Annotated in this window: 17 protein-coding genes; 13 read left to right on the forward strand and 4 right to left on the reverse strand. The window is 44.0% G+C overall.

Going from position 1 to position 19,991, the window contains the following annotated elements; genetic code table 11:
- Positions 1-97: 97 nt before the first annotated feature.
- The 9 genes from AC1YY3_RS04545 (at position 98) to fbaA (ending at position 10,242) form a co-directional block, all read left to right on the forward strand.
- A complete protein-coding gene (locus tag AC1YY3_RS04545; RefSeq protein WP_481823643.1) occupies positions 98-352 on the forward strand; it encodes a hypothetical protein in 255 nt (84 codons plus the stop codon).
- 277 nt (positions 353-629) lie between these two features.
- Entirely contained in the window at positions 630-2,216 is a 1,587-nt protein-coding gene (locus AC1YY3_RS04550; RefSeq protein WP_481823644.1) for a peptide chain release factor 3, read from the forward strand.
- Positions 2,217-2,547: 331 nt separating this feature from the next.
- Positions 2,548-3,189 carry a 3-hexulose-6-phosphate synthase gene (gene hxlA / locus AC1YY3_RS04555; protein ID WP_349026754.1) on the forward strand — a complete coding sequence of 214 codons (642 nt, stop codon included), beginning with the start codon at positions 2,548-2,550 and terminating at the stop codon, positions 3,187-3,189.
- Between the two features lie 12 nt (positions 3,190-3,201).
- Positions 3,202-3,735, forward strand: coding sequence for a 6-phospho-3-hexuloisomerase (gene hxlB / locus AC1YY3_RS04560; RefSeq protein ID WP_481823645.1), 534 nt, complete (start codon positions 3,202-3,204; stop codon positions 3,733-3,735).
- 135 nt (positions 3,736-3,870) lie between these two features.
- Complete coding sequence (gene tkt, locus AC1YY3_RS04565; protein ID WP_481823646.1) at positions 3,871-5,865, forward strand: transketolase; 1,995 nt, start codon at positions 3,871-3,873, stop codon at positions 5,863-5,865.
- A gap of 91 nt (positions 5,866-5,956) precedes the next feature.
- Positions 5,957-6,637: a hypothetical protein gene (locus tag AC1YY3_RS04570; RefSeq protein ID WP_481823647.1), complete on the forward strand. Its 681-nt coding sequence runs from the start codon at positions 5,957-5,959 to the stop codon at positions 6,635-6,637.
- Between the two features lie 3 nt (positions 6,638-6,640).
- A complete protein-coding gene (locus tag AC1YY3_RS04575) occupies positions 6,641-7,876 on the forward strand; it encodes a hypothetical protein (RefSeq protein ID WP_481823648.1) in 1,236 nt (411 codons plus the stop codon).
- Positions 7,877-8,047: 171 nt separating this feature from the next.
- Positions 8,048-9,058: a transaldolase gene (locus AC1YY3_RS04580; RefSeq protein ID WP_481823649.1), complete on the forward strand. Its 1,011-nt coding sequence runs from the start codon at positions 8,048-8,050 to the stop codon at positions 9,056-9,058.
- 104 nt (positions 9,059-9,162) lie between these two features.
- Positions 9,163-10,242, forward strand: coding sequence for a class II fructose-bisphosphate aldolase (fbaA, locus tag AC1YY3_RS04585; RefSeq protein WP_481823650.1), 1,080 nt, complete (start codon positions 9,163-9,165; stop codon positions 10,240-10,242).
- Positions 10,243-10,321: 79 nt separating this feature from the next.
- Here fbaA and AC1YY3_RS04590 read toward each other — a convergent pair whose 3' ends face one another.
- A complete protein-coding gene (locus tag AC1YY3_RS04590) occupies positions 10,322-11,203 on the reverse strand; it encodes a carbohydrate kinase family protein (RefSeq protein ID WP_481823651.1) in 882 nt (293 codons plus the stop codon).
- Positions 11,204-11,324: 121 nt separating this feature from the next.
- On the opposite strand from AC1YY3_RS04590, the gene AC1YY3_RS04595 reads away from it, so the two are divergent.
- Positions 11,325-11,969 (forward strand): uracil-DNA glycosylase, encoded by a 645-nt coding sequence (locus AC1YY3_RS04595; RefSeq protein WP_481823652.1) that lies wholly within the window; start codon positions 11,325-11,327, stop codon positions 11,967-11,969.
- A 3-nt stretch (positions 11,970-11,972) separates the two neighbouring features.
- Here AC1YY3_RS04595 and AC1YY3_RS04600 read toward each other — a convergent pair whose 3' ends face one another.
- The 3 genes from AC1YY3_RS04600 to AC1YY3_RS04610 all read right to left on the reverse strand — a co-directional run bounded on the left by AC1YY3_RS04600 (position 11,973) and on the right by AC1YY3_RS04610 (position 16,692).
- Positions 11,973-13,499 carry a choice-of-anchor I domain-containing protein gene (locus AC1YY3_RS04600; RefSeq protein ID WP_482194339.1) on the reverse strand — a complete coding sequence of 509 codons (1,527 nt, stop codon included), beginning with the start codon at positions 13,497-13,499 and terminating at the stop codon, positions 11,973-11,975.
- A 139-nt stretch (positions 13,500-13,638) separates the two neighbouring features.
- Positions 13,639-15,135, reverse strand: a complete 1,497-nt coding sequence (locus AC1YY3_RS04605) for an OprO/OprP family phosphate-selective porin (protein WP_482194340.1) — start codon at positions 15,133-15,135, stop codon at positions 13,639-13,641.
- A gap of 270 nt (positions 15,136-15,405) precedes the next feature.
- Positions 15,406-16,692 (reverse strand): oligosaccharide flippase family protein, encoded by a 1,287-nt coding sequence (locus AC1YY3_RS04610; protein ID WP_481824692.1) that lies wholly within the window; start codon positions 16,690-16,692, stop codon positions 15,406-15,408.
- 108 nt (positions 16,693-16,800) lie between these two features.
- Between AC1YY3_RS04610 and AC1YY3_RS04615 the strand changes: the two genes are divergently transcribed.
- The 3 genes from AC1YY3_RS04615 (at position 16,801) to AC1YY3_RS04625 (ending at position 19,929) form a co-directional block, all read left to right on the forward strand.
- Positions 16,801-18,438 (forward strand): phosphoethanolamine transferase, encoded by a 1,638-nt coding sequence (locus AC1YY3_RS04615; protein WP_481824693.1) that lies wholly within the window; start codon positions 16,801-16,803, stop codon positions 18,436-18,438.
- 84 nt (positions 18,439-18,522) lie between these two features.
- A complete protein-coding gene (locus tag AC1YY3_RS04620) occupies positions 18,523-19,410 on the forward strand; it encodes a methyltransferase domain-containing protein (protein ID WP_481824694.1) in 888 nt (295 codons plus the stop codon).
- A gap of 24 nt (positions 19,411-19,434) precedes the next feature.
- Positions 19,435-19,929, forward strand: a complete 495-nt coding sequence (locus AC1YY3_RS04625) for a C40 family peptidase (RefSeq protein ID WP_481824695.1) — start codon at positions 19,435-19,437, stop codon at positions 19,927-19,929.
- Positions 19,930-19,991: the final 62 nt, after the last annotated feature.

Genomic DNA, 19,991 nt, shown 5'->3' on the forward strand with positions numbered 1-19,991 from the left:
TATTGGATTAGACAGAGTTAATCAGTATCACGTTTAAAAATGGCTAGGTTAATCGGTGAGCCACTTAATTTTCATATCTTTAGTTTAGGTGACAACGATGAACACCTTGAATATCTGTAAATTATGGGTATTTGCTTTTATCTTCGCTAGTTCTAAGCACGATGTAAGCATAAACACCCACGAATCATCAAAGAACAAGCTGTCAGATAAATATTATCGGGATTTTAGCCAGTCAGAATTTGCTTTATACAGCGGAGTTGAATCTGAATGCGAGCTTGAAAGCTGGTTTGATGAGGATCAGAAAGCCCCTTTGTATGAAATGAGTACAGAAGACAATTCTGCATTGTATTGATTTTATTATGTTTCCGAGAAAGGGAGCGCGGTAATCAGCGAGCTGATGGCAGTCTTAATTTTTTGAGATCCGTAGGGCTTCTAAAATCAGAAAAAATACCCTGGGGATAAATTTCCTTAAACCTGACAAATTCGGTAGAATTCGCCGCTTTTAGTTGAGTTGTAAGCAATCCTGAGTGAATAATTAGGTATTAACAACACCTACGCTCCCAGTTCATCAACTTACAACTTCATAAGCAATATGTACCTCAATTAAAGTACATATTTTTCATAAGATTATGTCAGAAACAGAAATAACTTCAGAATCAAAACGGCGACGTACGTTTGCCATTATCTCCCATCCTGATGCGGGTAAAACCACCATTACGGAAAAATTATTGCTGTTTGGCGGGGCGATACAGCTTGCGGGTTCGGTTAAGGGGCGGAAAGCAGCGCGTCACGCGACCTCTGATTGGATGGAAATGGAAAAGGAGCGGGGCATCTCCGTGACGACCTCGGTTATGCAGTTTGAGCATAAAGATTGTGTTATCAATCTGTTAGATACTCCAGGTCATGAGGATTTTTCTGAAGACACGTATCGCACCTTAACGGCGGTCGATTCGGCGTTGATGGTGATTGACGTTGCCAAAGGTGTCGAAGAGCGGACGATAAACCTGATGGAGGTATGTCGATTGCGTACCACTCCAATCCTTACCTTCATCAATAAACTGGATAGGGAAGGTAAAGAACCGATTGAGTTGATGGACGAAGTGGAAAATGTACTGAACATTAAATGTGCGCCGATGACTTGGCCTATCGGCATGGGCAAGCGATTTAAGGGTGTTTATCATTTATATAAGGATGAAATTCATTTGTTCAGCGCCCAACATGGCGGAAAAATCGCGGCTGCTGAGGTCATCAAAGGTTTGTATAATCCCAAACTGGATGAATTGTTAAAAGACCAGGCCGACGAGCTAAGGGAGGAAATCGATTTGGTCAAAGGCGCAAGCCATGACTATGATTATTCTGAATATATGTCAGGTAAGCTGACACCGGTGTTTTTTGGCTCTGCAATCAATAACTTCGGCATTTTGGAATTGCTGGATGCGTTTGCTGAATTTGCGCCGTCACCCAGGCCAAGACAAGCAGAACAACGCCTAGTTGCGCCAGAAGAAGACAAATTCACCGGATTCGTATTCAAAGTTCAGGCCAATATGGATCCCGCGCATCGTGATAGGGTAGCGTTTTTGCGGGTGTGTTCGGGCAAATTCGATAAGGGCATGAAGGTTAACCATGTCCGTATCGGCAAGCAAGTTCAAGTCAGCAATGCCATTACCTTTCAAGCGGATACGCGCAAGAATGTTGAAGAAGCGTACCCTGGCGATATTATCGGCCTGCATAATCACGGTACGATTCAGGTTGGCGATACCTTTACCCAAGGCGAAACCTTAAAATATGGTGGTATTCCGTATTTTGCGCCGGAATTATTCCGGCGCGTTGTGCTAAAAGACCCACTACGGGCGAAAGCACTCCAAAAAGGGCTGGTGCAATTGACTGAAGAGGGTGCGACGCAATTATTCAAACCATTGAAAAATAATGACCTTATCTTAGGTGCGGTCGGTATTTTACAGTTTGATGTGACGGCGTATCGCCTTAAAGGTGAATACAATGTGGAATGCGTTTACGATAACGTACCCATTTCTACAGTACGTTGGGTAAGTTCAGATAAACCTTCAAAATTGGAAGAATTCAAGACTAGGGCTTTCGAGAATTTGGCAGAGGATGGCGGTGGCTACTTGGTCTACCTTGCTACGAGCAGAGTCAATCTGCAACTTACTGAGGAACGTTGGCCGGACATTAAATTCAGTGCCACACGGGAATTATAACCCTCAAAGTAGGTGATAAATGAGACTACCTCCATTTTGTTATATAATGGAGTAGTAATCTTTAGCGGTTTGAGGAAATTATCGCTATTTTCATCTAGTCTTGACCGGATGCGGGTAGTGGCTAGTCGTAAGCCCCTCTTTATCTCAACAAGCAGAAGCATTTTCAGTTATTGAATATGCGTTTATTTTGTTTTTTGGGTTAGCGTCTTTACTGCTGCGTCGTAGCGGTATTGAGCATTGGGCATTGACATGCGTCCCCTTTGTACTTTAAAGTTACCGCCGCATAACGAATATGTAAGCAACAATTATTATAACCTTCGGAGCACATACCATGGCAAAACCATTAATTCAAATGGCATTAGATTCTTTAGATTTCGACGCAACCGTAGGGCTTGCTACCCAAGTAGCTCCTTACGTTGATATTTTTGAAATCGGAACTCCTTGCATTAAACACAACGGCGTTAATCTGGTAAGAGAATTGAAAGCAAGATTCCCAGATAAACTGGTTTTAGTTGATCTTAAAACAATGGATGCTGGCGAATACGAAGCCACACCTTTCTACGCAGCAGGTGCTGATATATGCACCGTATTGGGCGTATCAGGCATTGCAACCATTGCTGGCGTAATTAAAGCCGCTAATGCACACGGTGCAGAAGCGCAGGTTGACCTTATCAACGTGCCAGACAAATTGGATTGCGCTAAAGCATCTGCTAATGCCGGCGCACAAATCATTGGTGTTCACACCGGTCTTGATGCACAAGCTGCGGGTCACACACCTTTCGTTGACTTGAACGACATCGCTAGATTAGGTCTTCCAGTCAGAATTTCAGTTGCTGGTGGTATTAAACAATCGACCGTACAAGACGTTGTTCATGCTGGCGCAGGCATTATCGTTGTTGGTGCAGCGATTTACGGCGCACCATCGCCAGCAGAAGCGGCTCGTGAAATCCGTGAATTGGTTGACGCTGCATAATTAGGGATCGACATGCATCAGAAACTTATCATAGATAAAATATCAAGCATCCTGGATGCGACCGACAAGTCGCATGACGTAAAGCTTACAGAAATGCTTGATAGCGCAAAGCGTATATTTATTGCTGGTGCAGGACGCTCTAAGCTAGTCGGCAATTTTTTTGCAATGCGGTTGGTACACGGTGGCTATGATGTCAGCGTGGTGGGTGAAATTGTTACGCCCAGCATCAAAAATGGTGATTTATTAATCATCATTTCGGGTTCTGGCGAAACCGAGCAATTGATCGCTTTTACCAAAAGCGCAAGAAAAATGGGAGCCAACATTGTGTTGATCTCTGCCAAAACTAGCTCAACAATTGGCGATATGGCTGATGCTGTGTTTGCTGTTGGTAGCCCTGACCAATATGGAAAAGTGGTCGGTATGCCGATGGGTACGGTTTTCGAGCTGTCTACCCTGATTTTTTTGGAAGCCATCATATCGCACATAATCCATGAAAAAGGGATTGCCGAAGAAGTGATGAGAGAAAGGCACGCCAATTTGGAATAAGCCGTTGTTCTTACGAACGAATGGTATGCCCATTCGTTCGTAGCTTGCTTGGCACAATAACAAGAATAATTTTGTGACTATTCGCATTAAGGATAAACGTCACTACTTAGAATAACTACACGTAAGGAGATTATTATGACTTCGCGTCGTGAACTAGCGAACGCCATACGCGCTTTGAGCATGGATGCCGTACAGAAAGCAAATTCCGGCCACCCAGGTGCGCCTATGGGTATGGCGGATATCGCCGAAGTGCTGTGGAATGACCACATGCGCCATAATCCCGTTAATCCGAAATGGGCTAATCGTGACCGTTTTGTCCTGTCTAATGGACACGGTTCAATGCTGATTTACTCATTATTGCACTTGACTGGCTACGAACTTCCTATCGAAGAATTAAAAAACTTCCGCCAATTGCATTCCAAAACCCCAGGGCATCCTGAATACGGCTATGCGCCGGGTATCGAAACAACGACTGGGCCTTTAGGTCAAGGCATTACCAACGCAGTTGGTATGGCAATCGCCGAAAAAGCATTGGCAGCGCAGTTTAATAAAGAAGGTCACAACATCGTCGATCATAATACCTACGTGTTTTTAGGTGATGGTTGTTTGATGGAAGGTATCTCACACGAAGCCTGTTCCTTGGCGGGGACGCTCGGCTTGGGCAACCTGATTGCATTTTGGGACGACAACGGTATTTCTATCGACGGCCATGTTGATGGCTGGTTTACCGACAATACACCAAAACGCTTTGAAGCTTATGGCTGGCATGTGGTCGCCGATGTTGACGGGCATGATAGTGATGCAATCGCTAAGGCTATCCAGTCTGCCAAATCAGTCAAAGATAAGCCGAGCATGATTTGCTGCAAAACAACAATCGGCTTCGGATCGCCCAACAAGGCGGGAACGCATGGCTGTCACGGGGCAGCACTAGGTGATGCTGAGGTTGCGTTGACAAGAACAGAACTGGGCTGGACGCACGAACCATTCGTTATCCCCAGCGAAGTTTATGCGGGTTGGGATGCTAAAGCTAAAGGCACGAAAGCTGAACAAGACTGGAATGCCAAGTTTGCTGCGTATAAATCTGCCTATCCCGAACTGGCCGCAGAATTTGAACGCCGTATGAACGGCGATTTGCCCAAAACCTGGGCGGCTGATGCCGATAACTTTATCAGTGCAGTAAATAGCGAAGCAAAAACCACGGCAACTAGACTTTCTTCGCTGGCAACTATTGAAGGCTATGCCAATCTGCTACCCGAAATTTTTGGGGGTTCAGCCGACTTGGGTTGCTCCAATATGACCGAATGGAAAGGCCACAAGCCCATGCGGGCAAACAAGCCTGATGCCAATTACGTCAATTATGGTGTCCGTGAATTCGGCATGTCGGCCATCATGAACGGTATCGCCCTGCATGGCGGATTGATTCCCTTTGGCGCGACCTTCCTGATGTTCTCAGAATACGCCCGAAATGCCGTGCGTATGTCAGCGCTGATGGGCATCCGTTCTATTTTTGTCTATACCCATGATTCCATTGGTCTCGGTGAAGATGGTCCGACCCATCAACCTGTAGAACAAACAGCCACCTTGCGGATGATTCCCAATATGCACGTTTGGCGGCCTTGTGATGCGGTTGAGACAGCAGTCTGTTGGCGAGCGGCGATAGAACGTAAGGATGGACCTAGCGTTTTGGTATTCTCCCGTCAAAATTTGGCGCACATGCCCAGAACAGCCGATCAAATCAGCGCGATTTATCGTGGTGGCTATGTCCTTAAAGATGCCGGTGGCACGCCGGATGCAATCATTATCGCTACGGGTTCAGAAGTGGAATTGGCAGTCAAAGCAGCGGATGAATTGGCGGCAAAAGGCAAAAAAATTCGTGTTGTCTCCATGCCTTCAACCAACTTGTTTGATGCCCAAGATGAAGCTTACCGCGAATCGGTATTGCCGTCAGCCGTCACCAAGCGCGTTGCGGTGGAAGCTGGAGTGACTGATGGCTGGTGGAAATATGTAGGTACAAATGGCAAGATTGTTGGATTAAATCGTTTCGGCGAATCTGCGCCAGCAGGACAATTATTCAAGGAGTTTGGATTTACAGTCGAAAATGTGGTCAAGCACATAGAAGCGGTGCTTTGAACTATCGTAGACAACGATTTTGTTACATACAACGGACAGGAACCTCGACAATGGTTTTTGCCTATTTAATACGACTTATAGGGTGAATAGCGTGAAAAATATTGATTTGACCAAAAGTGTATTTGCTGCACTAATGCTGGTAAGCACTGTAGCCGGCGCAGAAGACAACTATCCAGCATCTGATTTTCAACCTAAAGTGCTTTACCAGGATGAGGCGGCTGCGAAAGCATCTGAAAGTAGTCCTGCAGCAAAATCCGCTCCGGCAGCAGCGGCTTCTAGCAGCAGCGATTCTGAATATCCAGCGACAAATTTTCAGCCCAAAGTGCTGTATTCTGACCCTGACTACAAGCATTCAGCGGCTAGTCCAGGATCGTCAACAGGTTCGGCTCAGGCTGTAAGCGCCGATTCAGATGTTACTCCAGCAACAGTTGGGAAGGAAGAATCTTTAGCGGGCTATTTGCTTGGGTTAATCGTGTTTGCTGTCGCAGGATTTGTATTATTCAAGAAGGGTGCTTGCCCAGGTGTCGCTGATAAAAGCAGCACCGCTAGTGCCGCTAAAGCAACAGGTGGTTTGACGGGTGTAGCTAAGTATCTGCTGAAAACATCTGGTACCGGTGTGTCCAGATATTTAGAAAAAAATGCAAAGAATGCACCTGCTGCATCTGCGGTGACGGGTGTTGCGAAGTATTTGGCAAATCAGGCTTCATCAGCAAAAGAAACTGCAAGCCAAGCGGCTACAGGTGTTGAAAAATATCTGCGAGACAAGGGGTAACCAATGAATTCAAATGACTTTGGCGGCGCAGTTATTCCTGCAATGGCTGGCTTCTTTTTATTTGGAAAACGAGCCAAAGTTCAGGAGATTCAGCAGGATAGACCGCAGCAGTTACCTATGGTTCTAAACATTGATCCGAATGGTCTTACTGGGGTGGCTAAGTACTTAATCGCAACACCTTTGGTTACAGGTGTTGCCAAGTACATGAAAAAAAAGGAAAAGCACCCTATGACCAGCGTGGAGTTATATGTTTTGAGGCAATCTATTGCTGAAAAAAACATACCCGCCCCAACAGGTGTTTCCAAGTATCTTGCTAAAGTAGCCAAAGACGCGCCCGTACGAAAAAAGACGAGTGTTGACAAGTATGTCGCCAAACAAGAATTGGCTACCAGAAGTTTTTCAACATTGACAGGGGTTGCCAAGTACCAAGCCGAACAGGAATTGCTGGCAAGAAAACAGGCTGCTGCCGCTCTGGTCAAACGCTATTTGGATAACGAAGAAGCGGCATTAATTTCTGCAAAAGCAGCGGCTGATGCCGCCTATGAGGCTTCAAGAAATATGGGTTATCAAGAAGATACAGAAGTTGAAGTGGTAGAAGTTGCTACCACTCGTGTTGGTAGATACTTGCAAGAACAGGCGGCATTGTCAAAAAAAAAGCCAGCGATCACAGGAGTCGGCAGGTATTTAGCTAAACAGATAGCCCTAGATAGCCAAAAGCCGACTATTAGCGGGGTTGGTAAGTATTTGCGTGAGCAATCAGTCGTTCAAAGTAAAAAACCTGCGCCAACGGGCGTTGCTAGGTATTTGTCAAACCAACTTAGCGCACCTGCATTCGCACCAAAAGTGACGCTTGTACAAAGTGGGGTCGCCCGATATTTAGCGTCACAGAAAGTGGTTGAAACCAACAAACCAAGTCTTTCTGGGGTGGCAAAGTATTTGGAAAGACAATCGCAAGCCGACAAAGATAAAGCCAATTTGCAAATTACAAGCAATTTGCTCGAATACGAAGTGACTCACGAAGCTGAAAAGTGTTTGGAAGGTGAGTTTATCCCCGCAAATGATTTGTCATCTGCAACAGGGGTTTCAAGATACCTTGAAAGACAAAGTGATGTTGTTAACGTAGCAAAGGTAAAAATCACCGGTGTATCGCGTTATCTCGAAAAACAAGTAGGCTCAGTAAAACAAACGCTCACATCCGCACCGACGGGAGTTGAACGGTATTTGTTAAATAGAGCTTAAAATAGTAGATTGTTAGATTAGCACAAAAGTAAATCCAAATATTTGATTTTTATAAATAAAACCAAGGTTATCTTGGTTTTTGTTTATATTCACCATCTTCACTTTCTCGTGAATTTATGGTAATATCTCATCCCTAAAAAATTTCCAACTTTACTGAAAGGTACTTAAATTATGGCAAAGAATTTACTTGAACAACTCAGAGAAATGACTGTTGTTGTGTCCGATACCGGCGACATACAAGCCATTGAAACTTTCAAACCACAAGACGCTACAACTAATCCATCGTTGATTACTGCGGCGGCACAAATGCCACAGTACCAAGATATTGTTGATGATACACTGAAAGCTGCCAGAAATAAGCTCGGCAACGATGCAACATCCGCACAAGTCGCTTCCTTGGCGTTTGATCGTTTGGCGGTTTCTTTCGGTCTAAAAATTCTGGAAATTATTCCTGGTCGCGTTTCAACAGAAGTCGATGCCAGACTTTCTTATGATACAGAAGCAACCATCGCAAAAGGCCGCGAATTAATTGCCCAATACCAAGAGAAAGGTATTTCTAAAGATCGTGTGTTGATTAAAATTGCTTCAACCTGGGAAGGCATACAAGCTGCTGCCGTGTTGGAAAAAGAAGGCATACATTGCAACTTGACCTTATTGTTTGGTTTGCACCAAGCAATCGCTTGTGCAGAGAATGGCATTACTTTGATTTCTCCTTTTGTTGGTCGAATTCTGGACTGGTACAAGAAAGATACTGGTTGTGATTCATATCCATCTGCTGAAGATCCAGGTGTGCTTTCTGTGACTGAAGTTTACAATTACTATAAAAAATTCGGCTACAAGACCGAAGTTATGGGCGCAAGTTTCCGTAACATCGGTGAAATTACCGAACTGGCTGGCGTTGATTTGTTGACAATTGCACCATCATTATTGGCAGAATTGCAAGCTGCAACAGGCGAATTACCGCGCAAATTAGATCCGCAAACAGCAGCAAATTCGCCTATTGCGAAGATAAACATGGATAAGGCAACATTTGACCGCATGCACCAAGAAAACCGGATGGCTAATGATAAGCTGGCTGAAGGTATTTTAGGCTTCGAGAAAGCGCTTGAAAGCCTTGAAGAATTGCTTTCTGCAAGGCTTGCAAAACTCGAACACATGGACAAAGAAACCGTCCCTGCTTAGTTAGAACTCGGCACGTTAGCGTAAGTGCTTGTTCCACATAAAAACAATATCGCTCCGACACTGTGTGTCGGGGCGATTTTACTATACACACACGATAAAATAATATGTCACAAAAAATTTTAGATGTTGTTAAACCCGGTGTTGTAACCGGTAATGATGTGCAAAAAGTCTTTGCAATCTGCAAAGCCAATAGTTTCGCGTTACCCGCCGTTAATGTTATCAATACAGATACCATTAATGCTGTATTAGAAGCGGCCGCCAAAGTTAAATCCCCAGTCATTATCCAGTTTTCAAACGGTGGCGCGCAATTTTACGCCGGCAAAGGACTAAAACTGGAAGGCCAACAAAATGCCATTTTAGGAGCAATCTCAGGCGCACAGCATGTTCATCTGATGGCTGAAAAATATGGTGTGCCCGTCATTCTCCATACCGACCACGCGGCAAAAAAATTGTTGCCTTGGATTGATGGCTTGCTGGATGCTGGCGAAAAACATTTTGCCGCTACCGGAAAACCATTGTTCAGTTCACACATGCTGGATTTGTCAGAAGAAAGCCTGAAAGAAAACATTGAGATTTGTGGAGAATACCTCAAACGTATGTCCAAGATGGATATGACGCTGGAAATCGAGTTAGGCGTTACCGGCGGTGAGGAAGACGGTGTTGATAATACTGATATGGATCACTCCTTGTTGTACACTCAGCCAGAAGATGTGGCCTATGCGTATGAAGAGTTGAGCAAAATCAGCCCTAGATTCACCATTGCTGCGTCTTTCGGTAATGTTCACGGCGTGTACAAACCCGGTAACGTTAAATTAACACCGACAATCTTGGCTAATTCTCAAAAACACGTCTCAGAAAAATACGGCGTTGCTAAAAACACCTTGGACTTCGTATTCCACGGCGGTTCAGGTTCAACCCCAGCAGAGATCAAAGAATCCATCAGCTACGGCGTTGTTAAGATGAATATCGACACCGATACCCAATGGGCAACTTGGGCTGCGGTGATGGAGTTTTACAAGAAAAATGAAGGTTATTTGCAAGGCCAAATCGGTAATCCAGAAGGCGACGATAAGCCTAACAAAAAATATTACGATCCGCGTGTATGGCAACGTGCAGGTGAGGTTGGTATGGTGACGCGTTTAGAACAAGCCTTTCAAGAATTGAATTCAGTCGGTTCTTTGTAATAAAGCTTAGTTACCCCATTAAAAACCGGCCATAGTGCCGGTTTTTTTATGCCACATGTGAGCTTAATGTAAGCTACTCCTACTGCCAGGACGCAATAAATGGCTGGTAGAAATCCAAATCATCTACTGTTGCGCCTCGTTGACCTGTAATAGCGCTGGCAAATAATTGCGCCCTTTCCATAGTTTGCCCTAGAGGCCAGCCAAGATTAAGGCCAAGCAACAAGATTGCAGAAAAAGCATCACCCGCTCCAACGGTATCTATAAGGTCTACTGGCGTAGTAGGCGATACAGAAAAGAATTTACCAGAATTATCCAAAGCTAAAGCGCCTTCCTCACCGCAAGTGACAATGATACCTTCCAGCTTATACCGCAACACAAGCTCTTTCATGCTAGTTTTAACGTCAGTCATATCATCTTTTAAAGTTTGCAACTCTTGAAGATTCAGCTTAAGCCAGTCAGCATCTTTTATAAGCCCAAGAACATCAGCCTTATTCCACCAAGGTTGCCGTAAATTAACATCAATGAAAATTTTGCCTTTATGCAATGCTTTTAATGAAGTTAAGGTCTGTCTTGATAAGATTGAGCGAGCAGCTAGTGTGCCGTGATACAAAATACCAGTGTGGTTAATACCAATTAAGTCCGCCATTTCAATATGATCGTAGGCTTGATCGGGCAAAATAGAGTAACTGGGTTCACCTTGTTCAATTGTCACTGCTACTTGTCCGGTTGGGTAACAAAAATCCTGTTGCAAAAAACCAGGATTCATATTCCATGATTGCATTGCTACTCGAATTTGGAGGCCCGACGGATCATTGCCAATTCGACTGATAAATTGCGGATTCCCGCCAAAAGCCTGTAAATGCCAAGCGACATTGAAAGGTGCGCCGCCCAATACTTTATTTCCATCAGGAAAATGATCGAACAAGACTTCTCCAAAAACAGTGATTGCATTGTTTTTCATTGCTTTTTTACGACTGTAGGAATTTTCGTTAGATTATCTTCAGAATTATAAGTAAAGCTGTCTGATTGTGTGGTAATTTTCTGACAAGTCAAAGCAGTACTTTTATTATTAAGCGAGAATGATGACTACGAACAAGATATTCGATCAAGATTGTCAACAATGTAAACGTTTGTTTGATTTCCTGTGCGAAGTCAAACAGAAATATCCCGATTACCACGCCCGTCCCGTAGCGCCATTCGGCGATCAACAGGTGGAGCTGTTAATCGTTGGTTTGGCTCCCGGTATGCACGGGGCAAACGCAACAGGTCGGCCTTTTACGGGCGATTATGCGGGAATTTTGCTTTATGAAACGCTTTATGAGTTTGGCTATAGCAATAAGCCTACTTCTGAATTCATATCAGATGGCTTGCAATTAAGGAATTGCCGAATAACCAATGCCGTAAAATGCCTACCTCCACAAAACAAGCCGACAACAGGTGAGATAGCGCAATGCAATTCGTTTTTGGCGGCGGAATTGCAAACATTGCCGGAACAAACAGTGATTATGGCCTTGGGGACAATCGCGCACCAAGCTGTGCTTAAGGCTTATAACTTAAAAATAAGCAGCGCAAAATTCGGCCATAATGTAATCCATAACTTGCCAAATGGTCGCAGACTGGTCGATTCCTACCATTGCAGCCGCTATAATACCCAGACCAAACGTCTAACTAAGGATACTTTTGCCGATGTTTTTCGTACAGTTGGCAAATTATCAAAAGCCGAATGAGCATTAGTCGGTATGATTACGACCAATTTTAAAACATTCAACTGTACCGTTCATTTCATTGGCAGTAAGCAGGTAATGCTCATCGGCGACAATAAAATGGGCAATGCCTTCCGGTGATTTATCTTCATCACCGGCAATTTTACCCAACGCGACTACTTTAGGACGAGACGGGTCTTTGAGTGAAATCAACTCAACAGCGCCGGCACGCTCCATGCCGACAGCAACAAAAGGGATGCTATCTAAATCAAAAGAAACCAACATTTCTGGTTCTGAACCTTTTTTGTTGCTGCGCTTGTCTGGATAGACATGATTGGCAAATGCAGTCTCGTCAAGTTGATTGCCAGTATCCCCTAGTAACTCGCCCGTTTCCGCATCGAACACGCTCACCGACCGTCCGCCACTGACCAATTGATCTTTTGAGTTAGAGGATGAATCTGTATCGGAATCGCCTTCATCAGCAGTTATAAAATATCGTCCATCGGCAGTCGTAGTAATCCCGTCCGGCTCCCGTAAGGCAGATATTGATTGATTGAATTGTACCCAACCATCATTATTTGTGTCTGTTTTATGTTGAGAGACCCCCAGACCATAATAACTAGTGACTTGCTCCTGGATCAAATCAACCACTGCGACTGCGTCATCTTCCTGCAAAGTCACATAGGCTTTGCTGGCATCAGGAGAAATAGCAATGTATTCAGGCTCTAACACGGCAGGTGAATAATTTGTGATCGGGATTAAAATTTTTGCCTCGCCTTTTGTTTCAGTGCCAAACACTTCATGACCCTGAAAATATCCTAAGCTAACCTTGTTATTTTCAATCATGCCGTCACCATCAAAATCTACTTTTTTGCTGATGTTGCCGTCGCCGTTCCAGTCTATTACCCTTTCCAGAAAACGTCCACCCTGGGCGATAACAAAGCCTTTGTGATTGGTCATGTCAGCCAGAGCCAAGGTTTTGTTTGTTTCAATCTGGCCAGTTTCGTCCAAATGTACAATAGAAATACTGCCTTCTGGGGTGAAAAATTGTTTTTTTATTCGATCAAACCAAAAATCCTCGCCTTCGTTGGCAATCAGGATAAGGTTGCCGTTTTCAGAAAATACTACCGCGTCAGGGCCAAACCCTACCTTAGCACGATCTTGTAATAAACCGGTTACTGCTGAACGAATTTCCAATCTGCCTGGGTTAGTGCCAGCATCAATGACGGCTGCAAACAGATCCAAGGTCGGATGAAAAGCGACCGAGGTTAGTTCTTCGCCTTTAGCGAGACTTAACGAAAAACGCGCTATTCTTTGCAAATGCTTTGGATGACTAACGTCCAGCACATCAACGTCCCCAGTTTCAAAATTACTGAGGACGGCGCGGAGCGTGAGTTGCTGTACACTGACAATTTCCGTGCCTTTCTCACTCCCTGAATCATAAAGGCTAACTCCCTCTATACCCAAGCTTACAGGCTTATTGGGTACAGATACAGATGCACAAGCTGCCAGACACAGAGCTGGAATCAATTTAATAATAGGAATAATTTTCAACGCTAACCTCATGGGGAACGGTTATATATCTTCAAGCCGACATTTGTGAGGTTTCTATGATATATGAAATCTTGCCAAAAAAAAAAGCCGCACCGGAATCCGGTGCGGCTGTTTAGTTAAAGATTACGATTTAAACGACTTAGTAGGCTACTTGAGCGCGTAGCATAAAGGTATCCAAGCTTGAGTTATCTCCAGTTAGCGGAGAACCCGATGCGGTAGTTAACGGTGAATTTTCAATATCCAGCATACGGGTATAATTGCCTTGTATACGGACATTAGTGTTAATGTACCAGTTTAGGGCAACCGTAATATTGGACAACTCACCGCCTTCAAAATCGCCATCGTTCAGGTCAGCAGCAGAATATCGGGTAGCCACTTCCCATGCCCCCCAGCCGCCGTTTTTCAAGCTGAACGGTTTAGCAGGTTCCAAATATCCGAAGTTGCCGTTTTTATAACCGCGAGACTCGCCTGTAATGGAATAAGCCGCTTCAGCATACCAACCGTCCAACTCTACGTTGTCTTCACCGTCATTGCGATCAACCCACATGCGTGTGTATTCACCACCGACTGAGAACGGCCCGTACATTCCGGCAGCTTCTAGTCCTAATTGTTTAATATCATTTACTTTGCTGATGCTTTGATTTATCAAGTCCAAGTTAGACATATTGGTTGTTTCATAAGCCAATGCCAAGCCTTTGGCTTTTGCAACATCCTTGGTATCATCAGGAATACGGTAATTACCGGCAACCCCTAAATGGATCAGTTTGGTTTTATCGATTATCGGATTATAAATTACACGAGAAGAAATACCCCAACCTTCATCACCCGCATTGTCTATCTCTGTTGCTGTCCCTGTTCGTGCTGGTGTAATCGAATCGCCAAAAATACCTAATTTTCCGGTATAGTTTTCTCCATTCGTTTCAAAATTAAGACCGATAGCCCGATCAACGGTCGGGTTATTCAGGATATTCATCAACGAACGTTCGGTAAACATCATGTCGTTGGAGCTTTCTTGTAACTCGCGGCTCAAGTTTTGTTTTTGTTGACCGGCGGTAATGGTCACGTATTTATTCAAGCCAAGATATTGTATAAAGGCATCTTTAACCCTGACGTTGTCGTCGGCAAAGTCGGCCTCGGTTCTAAACAACCAATCTTTATAAAAAACGCCTTCAAAACGCATACGCGCACGGCGGATTTCAGTGCCGTCATTGGCTTCAACTGGAGTGAGTGTGCCCCTGTGCAGTTCAGCAAAATTATCGCCGCTAGAAAACGAAGAATCGGCATGAATACGTCCGCCCAGTTTAAACTTGAATTTTTTATCTGCGGATTCAACCTGCAAGCCTTTTTTGTCCATTTTGACTTTTACTTTTTCAACTTCTGCTACATGTTCTTGCAGTGCCTTGATTTCATTGGTTTTCATTTCCAAATCTTGTTGGACAGCAGCTATATCGGCAGGTGCAGAGACTGGTTTATCTTCAACTCGTTCAAACGCCCCCATCAGTTGCCTATGTGGGCCGGGTTCTGCATAGATTTGTTTGGTTTTCACATCAACATAAAGGTCGATGGCGTAAGCCGTGGATGCTGCGCCGGTGCCTAAAATAGCGGCAACTGCCAAGGTAAGTCTGGATAATTTCATGGATTTCTCTCAGTTGATAAAAACTGCTGAAAGCTTAAGGTTGTAATATGACAGACTTATGACATTTATATTACAGTTGTGTTACAACGCAACAAAATGAGAGTTATGTTGTATAAATACAAAAACTTATGTGCCGAAACCAAATAAGATTTATTATATTGGGAAAAGCGAGCTGTTATGGATTCACTTTTTAGCAACAAGTTGGTTTTAGTAGCCTTGATTTTATAAAAGTTGCAATTTGGTCTTTAGGAGAAAGGTGATTTCATTCCGTTAAAACCGCTTAAAGTGCAGCACCACCATAAATCGAAAGCTGATAAACAATAGCACCACGGGTATCGTATAAGCTATCGCCACACCAAGCGTTCCGTAGCTTTTACCCAGTAAGAAAGCCAGTGTGACCATAGTTAGCATCGCCAATAAAGTTGAACTCAGTACGATCCGGTTAAATCCCAGATATTGCAGATAGTAGGGCATATCAGCATACAAGGCACTGATCGATGCACCCACCGCAATAATCACTAAAGTCAAATAGCCCCCGCTAAAGTGGCTACCGAACAAAGCCAGCAGGTGTTGTCCGAATAAAGCAATGGTGAGGAATAAGGCTAAGATCAGGCCGCCAATCATTAGCGACCGTTGATTGATTAAGTGCTGTATGGCTGATTTATCACGCCGTTCAACCAAGACAACCATCTTCGGCAAATAATAGCGATTAGTAGAGGTGCCGATTAATGAAATAAAGCCACCTGTCTGTGCGGCAACGGCGTAAATACCAACATCCAATCCAGAAGGAAATAGTAGTTCCAGGATAACCACGCCGCTACTTGTCATCACTGTCAGCATCAAGCTATTGAACACCAACGGTAATGATCGACTAAGCCATTTTTTACCCGTTATTAATGGCATTGATTGCCTGACTTCACTGGTTGTTATCCATTTGGCTGCTTGCCAGATTAAAATTAACGTGAGCATCCATGCCAAACCTAAGCAAAGGACGGCTACTGATGCGGACAACTGGAATTTCCCAAAAGAACAGCCCACAATTAATAGCAAATATACCGAGGGCAGAAATAATCGATAGATGGTGATACCTAATACATGAGCACCTTGTGCGGAAATGACTTCAACCAAAAACAAGGTAATCGCAATGATGGGTAAAAACCCCGCAAATAAAATAATGGCAAAATGATTTTCGATATTCTGTATTGCCCATATAGTTTTCAGGCTAATGCTCAACAACCCAAACAATAACAAGCTAAATCCGCTGATAGTTTTTAGCGAAAATAACCAGAAGCCACGAAATTTTCGCCAATCCTGGCGCTCTCGGAATAGTGCTATTGCCCGTAACGCATATTTTTCCAGCCCTAAAGTCGCCAGCGTTGAGAGCATAGTTACAACTGACAGCGCCACGCTGTAATCATCAAAATCACTGACGGTTAACGATCTTGCTAAGACAATATTCGCCAGATACATCAAGGCATAATTGCCTAGCGTCAATACGAATAATAACAGGGAGCGAAAACTGGCGGGGGGCAGGTCAAAAGATGGATTTTGTATCATGGCTTGTTATGGATTAAAAATAATCCGACAGTTCATTTTCTAAAAAATGCGCCGTCAGCTTGGGCTTTAAGCTTATAATACCCAATAAGTGGTTACAACCAATCAAGCGTGATTATTAAAAATATCTTCAAACCGAAGCTTTCCGCTTCTGTCCTAGCTCTCGTCAGCGCCCTGTATCTTACAGTCGTCCAAAATACCACTTTTTTCAAAGCGGTGTTCGCCGCGATCAATATAACCGGACATGGTAATCTCCCTTTTGAGATAGCTGTCTACGTCAGTTTGACATTGCTGTTTTTCTTGCTGCTATCATTATTAGCCAGTATTAAACCGCTATTTAAGCCTTTGTTGATGGTGATACTGGTTGTTACTGCGGTGGTCAGCTTCTTCATGGACACCTACGGCGTTGTTATTGATGCGTCCATGATCCAGAATTTAATGGAAACAGACGTTAAAGAGGCGACCGAATTATTTAACCTAAAGCTATTTCTGCATGTTTTCTGTCTGGGTGTATTGCCTGCTATTTGGGTTTATCGTACGGAAATTCAATACCAGCCTTTTTTACCTGAGGCTTTACGTCGATTGCTAATTATAGGGATTGCCGCTTTGTTGCTGGGGGGGACGATTTTTACCTACTACAAAGACTTTTCGTTTGTACTGCGAAATAACCACAGCTTACGTTATTTGATAAACCCTAATTATCCGGTTTATTCCTTTGTTAAATACCTGAAAGGTTCAACGCAAACACAAGTCACCCAAGTTGCAGGGTTGGGTGCCGATGCCGAAGAAAACAAAACTTGGCAATCTCGTGGTAAAAAATCTATCGTCGTGCTTGTAGTGGGCGAGACGGCGAGGGCGGAAAATTTTGCTTTGGATGGTTACAACCGTGCAACTAACCCCCGCTTAAGCAAAGAAGACATCATTAATTTCCCAAATACTCACTCCTGTGGAACAGCGACGGCTGCATCTTTACCCTGCATGTTTTCTAATCTCAAACGGAGTCATTTCAGTGATTCCGATGCTAAACAAAACGAAAATCTGTTGGATGTATTGGCTCATGCTGGAATAAGTGTATTGTGGAAGGACAATAACTCCGGTTGCAAAGGCGTATGCCAAAGAGTGACGACGGAAAACACAGAAATCCTAAAAATACCGGACTTATGTGCTGACGGAGAATGCTTTGATGAAGTGATGTTGCAGGGCTTGCAAAGCTATTTTGATAAGCTCGCAAATAATGCAGTTATTGTCCTGCATCAAAAAGGCAGTCATGGGCCGGCTTATTACAAACGGCATCCTCAGAAACTCAAGGTTTTTACGCCAGAGTGTACCAACGATCAGGTACAGGATTGTCCGCAGGCTGAAATTATTAACGCCTACGACAATACTATTTTATACACCGACTATTTTTTGGCTGAGGTCATTCAGTTATTGAAAAGTAATGCCGATAAATATAATACTGCCATGTTATATATGTCCGATCATGGCGAATCTTTGGGTGAGAATGGCATTTATCTTCATGGCTTACCGTATTCGTTTGCCCCAGAAGAGCAAAAACATATTCCGTTTATCCTGTGGTTGTCCAAAGATTTTAGCGACAGCTTCGGGCTTGATACGGAGTGTATAAAACGGCAGCGCAACATCGCTTATTCCCATGATAATTTATTTCATTCTGTCTTAGGTTTGTTGGATATTAAAACAAGCGCTTATGAAGCAGATTATGATATTTTTTCGCATTGCACCAATCCGTAAATACCTTGTCACAGAAGGTGGCAATAACTGAATACAATCAACAATAAGCTGGCTTGTACGTTAACCTGGTAAGTAATGCTAAAAATGACTAACAAAGCACAACCAAACACATCGGAGATGTTAGATACTCCGCAATCTGAGAAAGTCCGCCTGCCTTATTTCGATTATTTGCTGGCCGCCCTTAAAGACGGCAATGAAGCCGTTGAAAAAAGCTTCGGTCGGCATGTGCATTGGGGTTATTGGGAAAATCCGAAACAGGCAATATTGACCGCTGAGGACTTTGCCCAGGCTTCAGAAGAACTGAGCAGGCGGGTTTGTCTGGCGGGACATGTCCAAAATAACCAAAGCGTACTGGACGTAGGTTGCGGTTTTGGCGGCACGATTGCCCATATCAATGAGAACTATCAAGGCATGAGTTTGGTCGGTGTAAATCTCGATGAACGGCAGTTGGAAAGAGCGCGTGAGATTGTCAAACCACTCGCAAACAACACTATCGAATTCAAGCAAGGCAACGCCTGTGCTTTACCATTACCCGATGCGTCCTTTGATGTGGTGCTGGCGGTGGAGTGTATTTTTCATTTTCCTGACCGGGAGCAGTTTTTTAAGGAAGCCTACAGGGTTTTGAAACCTGGTGGTTATCTGGCATTATCGGATTTTGTGCCTAAGCCGGTATTGTTACCGTTCACTAAAATCAAATTGCCCCAAACCGTGAGCGATGGCTTTTATGGCAAATGTAACATCTTGTGTGGCGTGGATGATTACCGTCAATTAGCCGTAAAAACCAATTTTGCAATACAAACCGAGCGCGACATCACCGTAAACACCTTGCCTACCTACCGTTATCTGCGGCGTTTAAGCCAACAATACCGCGTCAGCAACGTATTTGCCCTGATTGAGACCGCCACCGCAGAAATGCTGAGTAGGCTAAGGTTGTTAATGTACTATATTTATGGCTTCCAGAAACCTAAATGATAACTCATTAATGATAGCAGCATCATGTGGACTCACAGCTTGCCAGTACTATTGCACAGATACCTATTAGTCCGAATCCTTCTGGTTTTGGCCGTGGCGGCGTTAGTAGGTTGTGCCAGTACACCAGAAATACAACCCCAACTGCAATCTCAGCAACCTTTAATCAACTATGCGTTGAGTTTACAAGGGATACCTTACCACTATGGTAAGGAAACACCTGAGGAGGGCTTTGATTGCAGTGGTTTTGTTAAGCATGTCTACGGCAGACATGGAATTCGGTTGCCGCGTACCGTGCAGGAAATGGCTGCTGCTTTGCCAGCCGTTCCTAATTATGAGCTGCGTTCTGGCGATCTAGTGTTCTTTAATACCAGCGGCAAAACCTACTCGCATGTTGGCATTTTTGTTAATGATGATAAATTTATCCATGCACCCAGTCAACGTACGGGTAGGATATTGGTGTCCAGCATGAATAACAGCTATTGGCGGCAACGTTTTGTCGGTGTACGACGACCAAGGTAGAATTAATCGATGTTCTCACAGGATGCTGACCCCTATTTATACGTCAGCTAACTTCACAAGGA

It is taken from the genome of Methyloglobulus sp., from assembly GCF_964779595.1.